This is a genomic window from Agrobacterium sp. DSM 25558, assembly GCF_900100825.1.
Taxonomy (GTDB): Bacteria; Pseudomonadota; Alphaproteobacteria; order Rhizobiales; family Rhizobiaceae; genus Agrobacterium.
The window spans coordinates 189,447-205,588 of sequence record NZ_FMUD01000003.1 but is presented as its reverse complement, the minus strand read 5'-3'; the positions used below and the strand labels follow the sequence as shown (position 1 = coordinate 205,588).

16 protein-coding genes are annotated in these 16,142 nt (G+C 56.4%); 10 read left to right on the top strand and 6 right to left on the bottom strand.

Annotated elements, in window-relative coordinates:
* Positions 1–17: 17 nt before the first annotated feature.
* From DSM25558_RS04685 to DSM25558_RS04645, 9 genes are all read left to right on the top strand, one after another.
* Positions 18–206, top strand: coding sequence for a Flp family type IVb pilin (locus DSM25558_RS04685; protein ID WP_077102243.1), 189 nt, complete (start codon positions 18–20; stop codon positions 204–206).
* Positions 207–294: 88 nt separating this feature from the next.
* Positions 295–807, top strand: a complete 513-nt coding sequence (locus tag DSM25558_RS04680) for an A24 family peptidase (RefSeq protein WP_077102241.1) — start codon at positions 295–297, stop codon at positions 805–807.
* Positions 808–936: 129 nt separating this feature from the next.
* Positions 937–1,746, top strand: a complete 810-nt coding sequence (gene cpaB / locus DSM25558_RS04675) for a Flp pilus assembly protein CpaB (protein ID WP_077102239.1) — start codon at positions 937–939, stop codon at positions 1,744–1,746.
* Entirely contained in the window at positions 1,743–3,335 is a 1,593-nt protein-coding gene (locus tag DSM25558_RS04670; protein ID WP_077102237.1) for a type II and III secretion system protein family protein, read from the top strand. The genes cpaB and DSM25558_RS04670 overlap by 4 nt, the downstream gene beginning before the upstream one ends.
* Positions 3,336–3,349: 14 nt before the next feature.
* A complete protein-coding gene (locus tag DSM25558_RS04665; RefSeq protein ID WP_077102235.1) occupies positions 3,350–4,030 on the top strand; it encodes a CpaD family pilus assembly protein in 681 nt (226 codons plus the stop codon).
* 37 nt (positions 4,031–4,067) lie between these two features.
* The gene (locus DSM25558_RS04660) at positions 4,068–5,357 is read left to right on the top strand and encodes an AAA family ATPase (protein ID WP_077102233.1); all 1,290 of its coding nucleotides are present in this window, start codon (positions 4,068–4,070) and stop codon (positions 5,355–5,357) included.
* A 39-nt stretch (positions 5,358–5,396) separates the two neighbouring features.
* Positions 5,397–6,869: a CpaF family protein gene (locus DSM25558_RS04655; protein ID WP_077102231.1), complete on the top strand. Its 1,473-nt coding sequence runs from the start codon at positions 5,397–5,399 to the stop codon at positions 6,867–6,869.
* Between the two features lie 71 nt (positions 6,870–6,940).
* On the top strand, positions 6,941–7,945 hold the full coding sequence (locus DSM25558_RS04650; RefSeq protein WP_077102229.1) for a type II secretion system F family protein: 1,005 nt from the start codon (positions 6,941–6,943) through the stop codon (positions 7,943–7,945).
* An 11-nt stretch (positions 7,946–7,956) separates the two neighbouring features.
* Positions 7,957–8,943, top strand: a complete 987-nt coding sequence (locus tag DSM25558_RS04645; protein WP_077102227.1) for a type II secretion system F family protein — start codon at positions 7,957–7,959, stop codon at positions 8,941–8,943.
* A 61-nt stretch (positions 8,944–9,004) separates the two neighbouring features.
* Here DSM25558_RS04645 and DSM25558_RS04640 read toward each other — a convergent pair whose 3' ends face one another.
* A complete protein-coding gene (locus DSM25558_RS04640) occupies positions 9,005–9,829 on the bottom strand; it encodes a tetratricopeptide repeat protein (protein WP_077102225.1) in 825 nt (274 codons plus the stop codon).
* Positions 9,830–9,969: 140 nt separating this feature from the next.
* Here DSM25558_RS04640 and DSM25558_RS04635 point away from each other — a divergent pair, with 140 nt between their 5' ends.
* Positions 9,970–11,367, top strand: coding sequence for a leucyl aminopeptidase family protein (locus tag DSM25558_RS04635; protein ID WP_077102223.1), 1,398 nt, complete (start codon positions 9,970–9,972; stop codon positions 11,365–11,367).
* A 31-nt stretch (positions 11,368–11,398) separates the two neighbouring features.
* Here DSM25558_RS04635 and pncB read toward each other — a convergent pair whose 3' ends face one another.
* The 5 genes from pncB to DSM25558_RS04610 all read right to left on the bottom strand — a co-directional run bounded on the left by pncB (position 11,399) and on the right by DSM25558_RS04610 (position 15,968).
* Positions 11,399–12,703: a nicotinate phosphoribosyltransferase gene (gene pncB, locus DSM25558_RS04630; protein ID WP_077102221.1), complete on the bottom strand. Its 1,305-nt coding sequence runs from the start codon at positions 12,701–12,703 to the stop codon at positions 11,399–11,401.
* A 158-nt stretch (positions 12,704–12,861) separates the two neighbouring features.
* The gene (locus DSM25558_RS04625; RefSeq protein ID WP_077102219.1) at positions 12,862–13,221 is read right to left on the bottom strand and encodes a hypothetical protein; all 360 of its coding nucleotides are present in this window, start codon (positions 13,219–13,221) and stop codon (positions 12,862–12,864) included.
* A gap of 90 nt (positions 13,222–13,311) precedes the next feature.
* A complete protein-coding gene (locus DSM25558_RS04620) occupies positions 13,312–14,172 on the bottom strand; it encodes a C40 family peptidase (protein ID WP_077102360.1) in 861 nt (286 codons plus the stop codon).
* A gap of 58 nt (positions 14,173–14,230) precedes the next feature.
* A complete protein-coding gene (locus DSM25558_RS04615; protein WP_077102217.1) occupies positions 14,231–14,575 on the bottom strand; it encodes a MarR family transcriptional regulator in 345 nt (114 codons plus the stop codon).
* A 286-nt stretch (positions 14,576–14,861) separates the two neighbouring features.
* Entirely contained in the window at positions 14,862–15,968 is a 1,107-nt protein-coding gene (locus tag DSM25558_RS04610) for a DUF475 domain-containing protein (RefSeq protein WP_077102216.1), read from the bottom strand.
* Positions 15,969–16,142: the final 174 nt, after the last annotated feature.

Sequence of the window (16,142 nt, the reverse complement as noted above, 5' to 3'; positions counted from 1 at the left end):
AGTTTAGGAGAACCCGCATGACAAACATTTTCGCTCGCTTCATGAAAGACGAGTCCGGCGCGACCGCCATCGAATACGGCTTGATCGCAGCCCTGATTTCCGTTGCAATTATCACTGGTGCTTCGTCAGTCGGCACAAAGCTTGGTACAATGTTTACCAATCTAGGCCTCCGTCTCAACGCGAATATGCCGTCAGCGACCAACTAAAAATCATTTTTAAATTTGATCTGGTACGTCGCTATTCGAGCGGCGTATCCTAACAAACGAGCTTGTACTGGGTGTAAGGGACGAAGACATGGTCATCGCTGCAGTCTTCCTCATACTGCCACTATGCCTAGCGTTTGCCGCATTTAACGACCTTTTCACAATGACGATACCTAACCGGATATCAGCAATTCTACTCGGCTCTTTTTTGATCGTCGCCCCGTTCAGCGGAATGAATTTGCAAACTCTGGCCTTAAGTCTTTTGGCTGGACTTTTGATTTTTATTTGTAGCTTTGGCCTTTTTGCTCTGAACACTATGGGCGGCGGAGATGCGAAGCTTTTGACCGCATCTGCTGTATGGTTTGGTTTCAATACGCAGCTTGCGGCCTATATGATTGCAGTAGCGATTATTGGCGGCGTCCTGACGATTGGCATTTTATTCATACGCTCTTACCATCAAGAAATCATGGCAAGCGGTTTGCCCATCCCCGACTCCTTGCTCGTCGCAAAAAAAATTCCCTACGGCATCGCCATCGCGATTGCTGGCCTTCTGACTTACCCCGAAGCACCCATCGTGCAACTCGCCATGCAGCACATGCTTTGAAGTCGCATTTCCAATAATCGTGTTGTTTATTTCTCATTAACCACGATGCGACAGATTTTATTAACCATAATTACACCAATGGCGGGCCAAGGTTCAGATCAGAGATTCTGACTCTTTCAAGGGCCTAGCATGAAGCCGTCGCGTGTCATCATACTTTCCGTTGCTGTCGTTGCCGCCGGTCTTGCCGGTTTGCTGGCGATGCAGCTTGGCGGCCCTCAGCAGGTCGTCGAACAGGCGGAAGCCATCATCCAGAAAGAGCCGACGGTCAACGTGCTGGTTTCCTCGGTCAATCTGCCGGTGGGAAGCCGCCTGAGCGCGGATTCCGTTCGGTGGGCCGCGTGGCCGCAGGGCAGCATCAACGACAATTTCGTGACCGAAACCAAACGGCCCGACGCCATAACCGAACTCACAGGCTCTGTTGTGCGCCTGCCTTTGTTCGAGGGCGAGCCGCTGCGGCCAGAGAAAGTGGTCGATTCCAGCACACGCATCATGTCTGCTCTTTTGCCAGCGGGCATGCGCGCCGTCGCCACCGAAATTTCCGTCGCCACGGGTGCTGGCGGCTTCGTGTTGCCCAATGACCGCGTTGACGTGATCATGGTTCGTAAGGGCGATGCGGGAAGCTTCCTGACTGAAAACGTTCTCAACAATGTCCGTGTTCTCGCCATCGACCAGCAGATCAAGGAAGGCGAAGACGGCACGACCGCTGTCGTTGGTGCAACTGCGACGCTGGAGCTGACGCCCGAGCAAGCGAAAATCATGATTGTCGCGCAGCAGATGGCGGACCGTTTGACGCTTTCCCTGCGCTCGGTTGCCGATGCTCAGGACAGCGACACGACATCGGCCAATTATCTCTTGAGCGGTGGCTCGGGACGACCGGCAATTCAGGTGATCAAATCCGGCTCGATTGTCCGGGATGGACAAGGAGGGTCGTCACAATGACCAGATTTCACGCACTCACCGGCCTGAAAAAAACGATGCGCTCCTCCGTCACAGGCGGAGTGGCGTTTTGCATCGCATTTTCCGGCTTTCCTGGAATGAACGCACCTTTCGGATTTTCAACGCATGAGGCGCTGGCACAAAGCGCGAGCATCGTGCGGATCAACGAAAGCGGTCAAGGTGTTCGCAAGCGGTTGAAGCTGGGCTTAAACAAAGCGCTGGTGATCGACCTGCCCCAGGATGCGCATGATATTCTGGTTGCCGACCCCAGCATGGCCGATGCCGTAACGCGCAGTTCGCGACGGATCTATCTGTTCGGCAAGGCGGTCGGCCAGACGAATATTTTCATCTTCGGTGATCAGGGACAGGAAATCGTCAGCCTCGATCTGGAAGTCGAACGCGATATTTCCGGTCTCCAAGCCAATTTGCGCCGATTTATTCCGGAATCGGATATTCGCGTCGAAATCGTCTCTGATAACATCGTTCTTTCGGGGACGGTCCGTACGCCACAGGATTCGGCGCGTGCCGTTCAATTGGCATCCGCCTTCTTGAAGGGTGGTGAGGCGACCACACGCAACATTACCGAAACCAGCCAGAGCAATGGTGACGGTGCCGTTGCCATCTTTGCCGAAGACCGTCAGCAATCATCCATCGTCAATATGCTGACGATCGAGGGTGAAGATCAGGTGACGTTGAAGGTTACCGTTGCCGAGGTCAGCCGACAGGTTCTGAAACAGCTCGGCTTTAACGGCTCCATCAGCGGCTCGGGTAGTGATTTGGGCGGGCGCATCTCGTTCTCCAACCCGTCGAACCTTGGCAATGCAATCGGGCTTGCAGGTACCGGAAACATTGCCGGCAGCATCGGCAAGTTGACCCTCGGTAGCTATTTCAATGCCATGGAACAGGCCGGCGTGATGCGAACGCTGGCTGAGCCTAGCCTCACCGCCATTTCAGGCGAGCAAGCGAAATTCTACGTCGGCGGCGAATTCCGCCTGCCTGCAGAGCAGGAGGTGGCCATCGATGACACCACTGGAAGACCAACTGTTACACGTACCACTGACACCGTGAACTACGGCATCGAGCTGAATTTTCGGCCCGTGGTTCTGTCGCCCGGCCGCATCAGTTTGAAAATTGAAACAAATGTCTCGGAGCCTACCTATGAGGGTAGCGCCGTGACCGGAAACGGTAGCAGCATCAGCGTTCCCGGCAGCACTTATCTGTCGATCCGCAAGCGCGAAGCCTCGACGAGTGTGGAACTTCCATCGGGCGGTTCCATCGTCATTGCCGGTCTGGTGCAGGACAATGTGCGCCAGGCAATGTCCGGCATACCGGGTGTTTCCAAGGTACCTGTTATCGGAACGCTGTTTCGCAGCAAGGACTTCATTCGCAACGAAACCGAACTGGTCATCATCGCCACGCCCTATCTCGTTCGCCCCGTTTCGCGAAACGAAATTGCGCGACCGGACGATAATTTCAACCCGGACAATGATGCCGCCATGTATTTCATGAACCGGGTGAACAAGGTCTACGGCAACAAGCAACAGGCTCACACACAGCCATATCAGGGCTCGGTAGGGTTTATCTACAAATGACAAAGATACATCAGATGAAACCGATCGCCCACCGTCCTTCCATCCGTCGAACCGGACTTGTTCTCGCGCTGTTGACGACTGCCGCACTGGCGCAAAGCTGCGCGCGCGACCCGATGTCGACGGGTGCCATTCCTGACGACTACCGCACTCGCCACCCGATCACGCTTTCCGAAGCGCAGCATTCGCTCGATATCCCGGTGTCTGCGGGCGACAATCGCCTGACCGTGGGCATGGCCGACAACATCAAGGGCTTTGCTCAAAGCTATGCCGCGACATCATCAGGTGTTGTTCAAATTCAGGTGCCGACGGGGTCTGCGAATTCCGTTGCGGCGTCCATCCTCAAACGTCAGATCCGCGCCACTCTTGCATCGTCAGGCATACCAGCGGCAAAGATCGTGGAAACGCCCTACCGCGCGGCACCTTCGGGCGATGCGGCTCCGATCCGCCTGAGCTACATTGCCGTTACCGCGATGACGGGGCAGTGCGGACAATGGCCGGAAGACCTGTCCGACAACACGTATTCCAACAAGAACTGGTACAATTTCGGCTGCGCCTCTCAAAACAATCTGGCTGCGCAGATCGCCAATCCCATGGACCTCGTCGGACCGCGCGGCATGAGCCCGATCGATGCGGAACGACGCTCCGCGGTGATCGGCAACTATCGTGCAGGCAAGACCACGGCAACCACAGAATGACGTCCAGCACGCAACGCATGCGGCAACAGGAAACACAATGAGCCCGGTAAACTACGATATTCAACCCGCAAATCCGGACGAACTCTACTCCGAAGAGCCTTTGCGCGTGGGAGATCTGGATGATCTGCGGCCACTGCCGCGCATTTCTATCCATGCCTTTTGCGAAAGTGAGGGCATGCAGCGCCTGATGGAACGTCTGTCCGGCGACCGTCGTATGAACAAGGTCAGCCTGCGTGTTACCAATGGCGAAGTCGAAGCCGCCGCGACCATGTTTTCTTCCAGCCCGACGCCCAACCTGATCATCCTCGAAACGGCGCGCGAGCCATCCAATCTGCTGAACGACCTGGCACCGCTTGCGGAAGTCTGTGATCCAACCACCCGCGTCATCATTATCGGTCGCCACAACGATATCGCGTTGTACCGCGACCTTATCCGCAATGGTATTTCGGAATATCTGGTTGCGCCCGTCAAAATGCCGGATTTGCTGGCGTCAATCTCCGCAATTTTCGTTGATCCCGAGGCAGAGCCCCTGGGCCGCAACATCGCTTTCATCGGTGCCAAAGGCGGTGTCGGCTCCTCCACCATTGCCCACAATTGCGCCTTCGGCATTTCCAGCCTGTTTTCGACCGAGACCATATTGGCCGATCTCGACCTGCCTTTCGGTACCGCAAATATCGATTTCGATCAGGACCCGGCGCAGGGTATCGCGGAAGCTGTGTATGCACCGGAGCGTCTGGACGAGGTGTTTCTTGATCGTCTATTGACCAAATGTTCCCAGCATCTTTCCCTGCTTGCCGCCCCATCCCTTCTGGACAGGCCTTACGATTTCGAGCGTCTTGCATTTCAGCCTCTGCTCGATCTTCTTCAACGCAGCACACCCGTGGCCGTTCTGGACGTTCCCCATATCTGGTCGGACTGGACGCAGACCGTGCTTGCAGCGGCGGACGAAGTGGTGATTACGGCTGTACCGGATCTTGCCAATCTCAGAAACACCAAAAACCTGCTGGATGCGCTGAAGAAGCTGAGACCCAATGACAAGGTTCCGCATCTGGTGCTCAACCAGGTCGGCATGCTGAAGCGCCCTGAGATTGCGCCTGCGGATTTCTTCGAGCCGTTGGAAATAGAGCCCATCGCCATTATTCCCTTTGATGTGCAGCTGTTTGGCAATGCGGCCAACAGCGGGCGCATGATCAGTGAAATCGATGCGAAATCTCCCATTGCCGAAACCTTCTCGCAGATCGCTCACATCGTGACGGGTCGATCCTCCGTTCGTAAAGCGAAACGTGCAAGCCTTGGCAAATTCATGGACTTGATCAAACGCAAGTAAGCGCGTCTCGCGCCTCTAGCGAAATACCGAAAGAAACAAATGTTCGGAAAACGCGGCAACGAGGGCTTTTCAAAAAGCCAGAATACCGGACAGGTGGCATCCATCCCTGCCCCGTCGCCTGCTATGGCAACACCACGTCTGGATGCGGCAGACACGCTGGTTCTTGCGCCGCCTCCAGCCGCGGCGTCCTCAAGTCCAGCGGCACCCCAGCCGCGCAAGCGTACACGGACAGATGACTATTACCAGACCAAGGCGCAGGTGTTTTCTGCGCTGATCGACACCATCGATCTATCACAGCTCGCCAAGCTGGACACCGAAAGCGCGCGCGAGGAAATTCGCGATATCGTCAATGATATCATCACGATCAAGAATTTCGCGATGTCGATTTCCGAGCAGGAAGAGCTGCTGGAAGACATCTGCAACGACGTTCTGGGTTATGGTCCGCTGGAGCCACTTCTGGCTCGCGACGACATTGCCGATATCATGGTCAATGGCTCCGGCCAGGTTTTCATTGAAGTCGGCGGCAAGACCATCGAATCCGACATTCGGTTCCGTGACAACAGCCAGCTTCTGTCGATCTGCCAGCGCATCGTCAGCCAGGTCGGGCGTCGCGTGGATGAATCGAGCCCGATTTGCGACGCCCGCCTTCCGGACGGTTCGCGTGTCAACGTCATCGCACCACCACTTGCGATTGATGGCCCCGCGCTGACGATCCGAAAATTCAAGAAGGACAAGCTGACGCTCGACCAGCTGGTACGCTTCGGTGCGATCACGCCCGAGGGTGCAGTGCTGCTGCAAATCATCGGGCGCGTTCGCTGCAACGTGGTCATCTCCGGCGGCACGGGTTCTGGTAAGACGACACTTCTCAACTGCCTGACGAGTTACATCGACAAGACCGAACGCATCATTACCTGCGAAGACACCGCCGAGCTCCAGCTTCAGCAGCCACATGTGGTGCGCCTGGAAACGCGTCCGCCAAATATCGAAGGCGAAGGCGAAATCACCATGCGTGATCTCGTCAAGAACTGCCTGCGTATGCGCCCGGAACGCATCATCGTCGGCGAAGTGCGCGGACCGGAGGTTTTTGACCTGTTGCAGGCCATGAACACCGGTCACGATGGCTCCATGGGGACGATCCACGCCAACACGCCGCGTGAGTGTTTGAGCCGAATGGAATCGATGATTGCCATGGGCGGTTTCACCCTGCCTGCAAAAACCGTGCGGGAAATCATTTCCTCGTCCGTGGACATCGTCATTCAGGCTGCGCGCCTTCGGGACGGCTCACGCCGTATCACGCAGGTGACAGAGGTGCTCGGCATGGAAGGCGACGTGATCATCACTCAGGATCTGATGCGTTATGAAATGGACGGAGAAGATGCCAATGGCCGGATCATCGGCCGTCACGTCTCGACCGGTATAACCAAACCGCATTTCTGGGATCGCGCGCGCTATTTCAACGAGGAAAAGCGACTTGCCGCAGCGCTCGATGAAATGGAAAGCAAGTCTCAATAAAGTAGTGAGTGGGAGCGCTCTTCGGACGTCGCGAAGACGTCGTCGCTCTCAGGCCAAAGGCGGAATAGCAAATGAACATGACGGTGATGCTGCTTGTGATCCTCGTCGCCGTTTCGGCAGGAGCGATGGCCTATGTCTTCCTGTTCCCGCAGATTGAGGTCGAGAAGAAAACCGCAAGCCGTGTCAGCCGTGTGAAGGCGGCGGAAACCGACAAAGAGAAGATCAAGATCGCACGCGACCGCGTGCAGGAGCTCAGCAAGCGGCGAAAGTCCGTACAGGACAATCTGAAGGATCTTGAAAAAAAGCAGACAGAAAAGAACAAGGACAGAAAAGACAAAACTGTGCGTGGCAGGCTCGTTCAGGCTGGCCTGACCATGTCTGTGCGAAAATTCCATCTGATCAGTGGGGGCATGGGGCTTGCGGTGTTTCTGGTTGCCCTGCTTTACGGCGCACCTCTTCTGCTGGCACTGGGCGGGAGCATCGTCGGCGCACTCGGTCTGCCGCGTTGGGTGCTTGGATTTCTCGTAAAACGACGGCAGAACAAGTTTCTTGAAGAGTTTCCGAATGCGCTCGATGTCATGTACCGCTCCATCAAATCCGGCCTGCCACTGAATGATTCCGTTCGGCTGATTGCGTCTGATGGACAGGAGCCGATCAAAAGCGAGTTTCAGCGGGTCGTTGAAGCACAACAGGTGGGCATGAGCATCCCGGAAGGGATCAACCGCATGATGCTGACCATGCCTTTGCCTGAGGTGAATTTCTTTGGCACCGTCATCACCATTCAGGCACAGGCCGGCGGCAACCTTTCCGAAGCGCTGGCCAACCTTTCCAAGGTGCTGCGGGAACGGCGCAAGATGAAGGCCAAGGTGGCCGCTCTTTCGATGGAGGCAAAAGCATCCGCCGTCATCATCGGTGCTCTTCCCTTCATCGTAGCGACGCTCGTCTATCTCACCTCGCCGGACTACATCATGGTGCTGTTTACCGATCCGCGTGGCCATCTCATTCTGGGTGCCTCGGCAATCTGGATGTCCATCGGTATCGTCGTCATGCGCCAGATGATCAACTTCGATATTTGAGGCGAAAAAGCATGTCGCAAGAACTCATATCCAGCATGACCAACCCGCACCTCATCATCGCCATTCTCGTTTCCGTCGCCGTGTTTGCGACTTTTTATACGCTCGCCATTCCCTATTTCGAAAAGGGCGATCTCGATAAGCGCATGAAGGCTGTGTCCACAGAGCGAGACCAGATCAGAAGCCGGGAACGCGACCGCATGAACGAGGTCGCCAAGGGCAGCAAGACATCGCTGCGCGCCACCAACAACAAATCGGCGACGCGGATCGTCGAGCGCTTCAACCTGCGTGAGGCTCTCATCGACGCGAATACCGTCAACAAACTGCGAGCTGCCGGCTATAGATCGCAGAACGCGCTGAACACGTTTCTGGCCGCACGGTTTATTCTTCCATTCGTCTTTCTGACACTGGCCTTTTTGTGGGTTTTCGTCATGGGAAACTTGCCTGAGAGACCCTTCGGCGTACGCCTGATGGTCGTTCTCGTCGTTGGTTACCTGGGCTTTTACGCGCCGAATATCTTTGTTTCCAACCAGATGTCCAAGCGCCAGAAATCCATCAAACGCGCATGGCCTGATGCCTTGGACCTGATGCTGATCTGCGTCGAATCCGGTGTGTCCATGGAAGCCGCCATGCGTCGTGTTGCCGAAGAAATGGCCGACCAATCGCCTGCCCTCGCCGAGGAAATGGTGCTGACGACGGCAGAACTTTCGTTCCTGCAGGACAGGCGTACCGCCCTCGAAAACCTCGGGCTTCGCACGCAATTGGAAGGGGTTAAAAGCGTGGTACAGGCGCTTATTCAGGCGGAGCGTTACGGTACCCCCCTGGCTCAGGCGCTGCGTGTTCTGGCGCAGGAAGGCCGTGACGAGCGTATGAATGAGGCGGAAAAGAAAGCATCGGCATTGCCGCCAAAACTCACTGTGCCGATGATCCTGTTCTTTCTGCCCGTACTGATCGCGGTCATTCTCGGCCCTGCCGGTATCCGGGTATCCGACTCGTTCTAAGGCGTTCAAACGAAAAAAGGCGGCCGGTAAGGCCGCCTTGCGTTTATCTCGCATCCATCAATCAGTTCGCGGCTGTTTTCTTGTTCTTGTCGGAAAGTTGCGACCACGCGTTCTGCTGCGACAGCATGCTTCTCAGATAGGTCAGATTGGCCTGAGCCTGCTGGGCGGACAGTTCCTGCATGGCAATGCGTTCCGCCTCTTCGAAACGGCCTTGAAGGCCCACCACCAATGCGAGATTCTGCCTGATCCGGCTATCGGCACCGGGCTGGGAGGCCGCAGAGCGCATGTAGGTTTCGGCTGTGCGAGGGTCGCTCTGAAGCACGTAGGACATGCCGAGATTGGACAGAATGGTGGGATCGTTGGGCTTCAAATCCAACGCCTGACGGTACTTGGCTCGTGCTTCGCTCGATCGGCCCAGCTGGTCCAGAACGGCTCCTTCGGCAGAATAGAGACGCCAGTCCGGGCGGTCCGGTGTCTGCGCGCGATTGATGGTGTTGAGCGCCTGTTCCAACTGTCCGGCGGCGGCCTGTGCCTTGCCGTAGGATGCGAGCACTTCGCGGTCGGACGGATAAGCGATCGCGACTTGCTGCATGACGGCAAGTGCCTGGCTGTTCTTGCCCGTCATCATCAACAGATTGGCGTAGTTGAGGCCGGTATTGCGGTCCTTCGGATTGCTGGCATAGGCCTTTCCGGTGGAAGCTTCCGCCTGCCGCAACTGTTCCATGTTCATCTGATCATAGGAATGAGAGACTGCGGGGATGGACCCCGTCGACATACGATCCGGTTTATTGGTGGAGCATCCGGCAATAACAAGGGCGAGCGCCGCTGCGCATACGCCGCGAAGCAAAGTCCTCTGGCGGGCTGAAATGTTGGAAACAGCAATCATGACATTGCCCCGGCTCTGGGTTTTAATCGAAATGTGCGGCGCGACGCATTTTCCTCGCCGCAACCCTCGCTCCAGCAATAATCTGTTAACCCTAATAGAGTGTTAATTTGCCGATTCCGGACCTTTACGAAAGCAGCCTGATGCCTCCCTATCAATTTATCGAACGCCCCACGCATTTCAGTTCCAAAGCAGGCAAGACGCTGCCGGTTTTTGCCGTGACACCCGCCCATATCGAGCAGGGTGCGATCGATCCGATTGCTCTGGACTGGGCGCGTAAAGCGGGCTTCAAGGCGGATGCGGGCGCTCTTCTTTTGATCCCTTCCGCAGAGGGTGCTCTCGGTGGCGCGCTTTTGGGCCTTGGTACGAACCCTTCCGAGCTGCCTTTCATTACCGGAAAACTGGCGAGAGAATTGCCGGAGGGCGATTGGCATATCGAAACGGCACCTTTGACCGTCAATCGACTGATGCTGGGTTTTGGCCTTGGTGCCTACCGTTTCGACAAATATCGCACCGTGAAAAGCAATGGCGCGAAACTCCTTATCCCGCGCGACGCGGAAGATGCGGAAATCAAGCGGATTCTGGCCGGTGTCTATCTGGCGCGCGATCTGATCAATGTTCCCGCAAACGATATGGGCCCGGACGAACTGGAGATCGCTTTCCGCAGTCTGGCCGCCCATTATAAAGCACAGGTCTCCGTCATTGCCGGTGAAGACCTGTTGAAAGAAAACTTCCCATTGGTTCACGCCGTTGGCCGCGCCAGTGAAAGCGCACCGCGTCTTTTGGAAATGACATGGGGCAAGAAGGGCAATCCAAGCCTGACACTCGTCGGCAAGGGTGTTTGCTTCGACACCGGCGGCCTCGATATCAAGCCCTCCTCCTCTATGGCGCTGATGAAGAAGGACATGGGCGGAGCCGCCAATGTCCTCGGCCTGGCGCTCATGATCATGGACGCGCGTCTGCCCATCGACCTGCGGGTCATCATACCCGCGGTGGAAAACTCCATCTCGTCGAACGCTTTCCGCCCGGGCGATATCTATCAGAGCCGCAAGGGCCTGACGGTCCAGATCGACAACACGGACGCCGAAGGTCGCCTGGTTTTGGCCGACGCATTGGCCTATGCGGATGAAGATGCGCCGGACCTGATGATCGATATGGCGACGCTGACGGGTGCCGCCCGTGTCGCCCTCGGTCCGGACGTGCCGCCATTCTTCACCGACGACGAGGACCTCGCCCACAGCATTTCCGATGCCAGTATGGATGTGGACGACCCGTTATGGCGTCTGCCGCTCTATATGGGCTACGACAAGGATATCCGCTCGCGCGCAGCCGATATCACCAACGCCCCTGCCGGTGGCATGGCAGGTTCGATCACGGCCGCTCTCTTCCTCAAGCGTTTCGTGACGCAGACGAAGAAGTGGGCGCATTTCGATATTTATGGCTGGTCCTTGAGCGAGCGCCCGCACTCATCCATCGGTGGCGAGGCGCAGGCCATCCGGGCGCTGTTCCACTACATCTCGCGCACCTTCGCGAAAAAGTAAGCTTGTCGCGGGGGCGATAAACGCCCTCTCTTTACACCCGAACGTCCTGGTCCTTGCGATCTTCCTGACCGAAGAATTTCAGATAGCGCTGAACCTCTTCCGGCTCTCCCGTCGCTTTCTGCGGATTGTCGGAAAGCTTTACCGCCGGGCGGCCATTGGCATCGATGACTTTGCAGACGATCGAGATTGGTTTCAGGCTCTCGATCGTCTTTGGCGCGCAACCTGCGAAGTCGTTCGTCAGGTTGGTGCCCCAACCGAAGCCCATCCGCACACGGCCTTCGAAATGTTTGTAGGTGTCGATGATGGCATCGACATCAAGACCATCTGAGAAGATCAGAAGCTTCTTTTTCGGGTCACGGCCCACCTTCTGCCACCAGTCGATGATCTTTTCACCACCCTCTATCGGGGGCGCGCTGTCGGGACGGAAGCCTGTCCAGTCCGCCACCCATTCCGGTGCGTTGCGCAGAAAGGCTGCGGTTCCGAACGCATCGGGAAGCACGATCAAGAGGTTGCCGCCATAGAGCCGGTTCCAGTCTTTCATCACTTGATAAGGAGCTGCGGCCAGTTCCTCGTCATTTTGGGCCAGAGCGGCCACGACCATCGGCAACTCATGCGCATTGGTGCCGACAGCCTCAAGGTCCGAATCCATTGCCAGCAACACGTTGCTGGTGCCGGTAAAGGCCGGGCCGATGCCTTCCTTCAAGGCTTCCACGCACCAGCGCTGCCATAAAAAGCTATGTCGACGGCGCGTCCCGAAATCCGAAATGCGAAGGCCCGGCAGCTCGCGAAGGCGCTCCACCTTTTCCCACATCTTGGCTTTTGCGCGGGCATAGAGCACATCGAGCGTGAAGTAGCCGAGAGAGCGCATGGCGCTGCGCGACCGCAACTCGTTGATGATGGCGAGCGCCGGGATTTCCCACAGCGTCGTGTCCATCCAGCGTCCGTGGAAATTCAGTTCATACTGGCCATCACGTTTGAACAGCTCGTATTCCGGCAATTGATAGCTATCCAGCCAAGACAGGAATTCCGGATCGAATATCTGTGAGCGCCCGTAAAATGTATTACCCGCCAACCAGATTCTTTCCTTTTTGGAAAGTCGCAAGGTTCGGGCGTGGTCGAGCTGCTCGCGCAGTTCGGTCTCATCGATTTCATCGGCGAGCTTGACGGTCTTGGTGCGATTGATTAGCGAAAATGTCGCATTCACATCCGGGTACAGTTTCCAGATCATCTGCAACATCAACAGCTTGTAGAAATCTGTATCGATGAGGCTGCGAATGATCGGGTCCAGCTTCCAGGTGTGGTTGTGCACACGGGTCGCTATATCTGTCTTCGTCATTGCTGCTGCTATCCCCCGCACCGGCAGAGCCGGTTTCGCCGCGCATTTGAGAAGGCATGAAGCCTCCCGGAGCCTGATCCGCTCCTGACACAAGACTTATCTGATAAAGCCTTGGCAAGTCCAGACCGGTTCGGACAAAGACGGTTCTGCCCGACCAATCAAAAATCGACAGCTGGCGGATTGATGCCGGGATACCAGTCTTTGGACGTGGGAACGCGCGTGCCCGTGATCGAGACCCCCGGCGAGCCCGAGCAGCGGTAACCCTGCACCGGTAAGCCGCGATTGCCAAAAACATCGCGATAAGGCCCATCGGGATAACCAGAGTTCACGGTTGTCGAGTAGCAGGTGTAACGCTCTTTTTGTTGCAGCGTCTTTGGATCTTTCACACCCGGAAGATTGGCATAGGCATCCGGGGCGGGCCTATAGCCTTTCTCATAGACCGTCTGCGCCTGAGCGGATGTGACCACGAAAAGACCGGCAAAAAATAGAGTCGAGATGCCTGTTGCTAGTCGTGACATATGCGTTGCCCTACCGTGAGTTCCATTCTGGTTATATAGGGGCGGCTGACACCGAAACAGCGGTTACATCCAAACGTTTTCGTGAAAACGTCAAGGGCGGCGGAAGGCGGTCGGCATTTCGTAGAGCCAGCCGATCCGCTTTATCGCTTCTTCCAGATTTTCTCGCGATACATTCATGGTGTGGCCATTCGCATGAAGCAATGTTGCTTCGTCCTCCATGATGCCGACATGGCCTTTCCAGAAAACGAGATCGCCACGGCGCAGTTCGTCGCTGTCGATCGGTGTCCCAAGCGATGTGACCTGCATGTCTGTATCTCGCAGAACGGATGTTCCGGTCATCGCCATGGAAAGCTGCACCAGACCCGAGCAATCGATGCCGAAACCGGACCGTCCGCCCCATAGATACGGCGTTTCCAGAAAGCGCAGCGCGACCGAAACATAATCCGTCGGTGATGGCTGGTCCAGGGCAAGGCAATGGGCGGCAATGACGCCCTCGCCTTTTTCCGTCATCAGATAGCGCGTACCGCGTGTCTCAGCTTCCCCTATAAAGGTTACAGAACTGCCCATCGACAGCGCTGCAACGGGTGGCTTCCGAAGTTCGGCCTCGGGGTAAAGAAACGTACGCGGTGCGATAATGTGATGCGTGGCGTGCAAGATATCGCCAATCGCGGTCTCCGGTAGATATCCGGCATAGCCATCCGCATCCGCCTGAACCCATGCCCAGCCCTCAGCTCTGTCAAACACGTGCAACGTTTCGCCCAGCAACAGCTCCGTATCTATGCCGACAGCTAGGTCGGGCTTTGGGCGCAGGCCAATGACGGGAACTTTGACCTGGGCGGGCGTACCGTTCACAAAGCGAGCAGCCTCGACCTGACCTTTCAATGTCTCGTCGGCCAGATCGGCACGGAAGATGTGCAGGCGGCGGTCAAGGGGCGTATTTGCGGATGTCATATCGTTGCGTCCTGCTGTGTTGTGTCGGCTCTGCGCGCCGGATCGTTCGAGGCGGTATTTAAGCTTTTCGGGCTTGATCAATAATCAGATCGCCGAATTTTTCCAGATAAAGCGCACCGGCGACCGTGCGTTTTATCACGACATTCCGCCGGTCACGTTGATCACGCTCCCGCTCCACAAGCCCAATCGTGCCCATGCTGTCCAACGCTCGGGTGATGACGGGTTTGGTGACGCCGAGGACCGAGGCCAGGCCGCGGACCGTATGCGGCGGCGGCACGAGATAGATATGCAGAAGAATCGCCATTTGTCGCGATGTCATATCCGGCGCATCGTCTTCCACCTGCGCCAGGACCACCCTGTGCCAGAGGCTCAGCGCTTGCGTTGGTGACAGCTCGACAGACAATTTCCCTCTCCATTGGCTTGGGGCATTGCCCGAACTCACTGTGACCGTATCTTCCGCCAAATCAATGAACAAAACAAAACCGCCGCCACTATGACCACGCAAGAGCGCAGATAGTGGCGGCGGTTGATGGCTCGTTCGAGCTTTGCGTCCCCTCTGGACTTGAATCTAAACAAGCATGAAGCATGCCAGTTCAAACAAGCCCCGAAATCCGGTTCATTCGAACCAGAATCCAAATGCGCGACGCTTTATTTTCTCACCCAATGCATAAATAACATGCAATCAGGCATCACACCGCGGCGTTCCGACCAGCTTCGATTTCATGCGCACGTTCGCGCTTGTTGTAGCGGATCGAAGACCAAAGTGAGATACCGATGAGCGTTGCGCCGCCCAGACCCGTGATGACTTCGGGAATATGGACAAGGCTCTGTACGTACATGATGACCGACAGGATGAGGATGGCATAGAACGCGCCATGCTCGAGATAGCGGTATTCCGCCAGCGTTCCCTTTTCCACCAGCATAATCGTCATCGAGCGCACATACATGGCACCGATGCCAAGACCGATGGCGATGATGAAGAGGTTGGAGGTCAGCGCGAAGGCACCGATGACGCCATCGAAAGAGAAGCTGGCATCCAGCACTTCGAGGTAAAGGAACGCACCGAAGCCGCCCTTTGCCGCACCTTCCAGCACCTGCTGGCTGCGATCCAGAATACCGCCCAGAACTTCAACGAGAAGGAAGGTCAACAGACCCCAGATCGCGGAACTGAAGAAGACATTGGCTGCCTCCGGCCCAAGAGCCGGATCAGCGCTGTTGGCGATGATGCGCGAGAAGACCAGCATGACGATCAGAACAAAAGCGATCTCGATGCCCTTGATGGAGGAGTAGGTCGCAATCTTTTCTTCGAACCAGCGAACCCAGTGAACGTCTTTTTCATGATCGAAGAAGAAGCTGAGGCCCACCATCATCAGGAAGGTGCCGCCGAAGGCAGCAATCGGCAGATGCGCATCCTTCATGATCTGGGCATAACGATCCGGCTCGGTTGCCGCCATGACCATGGCTGTCCAAGGGCCGACATTGGCCGCGATGACGACGATAAGCAGAGGGAAAACGATACGCATGCCGAAAACGGCGATGAGAATACCCCAGGTCAAAAAGCGATGCTGCCATTCCGGCGTCATGTCTTTCAGCTTGTTGGCATTGACGATGGCGTTATCGAAGGAGAGCGAGATTTCCAGAACTGCGAGAACCGCGCAGATGAAGAAGATCGTCGCGGTACCGCTGACGGTACCCGTCATCTGCCAGCCAAGATAGCCGCCGAGGATGAGGCCGACGATCGTAACGATGAAGGCCCATTTGAAATAGGTGAGTGTGGATTTTGTTGTCGTCGTCATCACAGTGCTCCCGCGCTAGCTGGGCGAACGGGAAAACGTGGAGCAGGCATGGCACAAAGCGCACGCATGGAATGCATGGTCAGATTTTTCATGGGTTTAAATCCGCCGGCGTCATAAGCAGGCGGTACCGACATCGCGAGAGCGCCGTAAAACTCTCGCCAGAGGGGCCCGGCA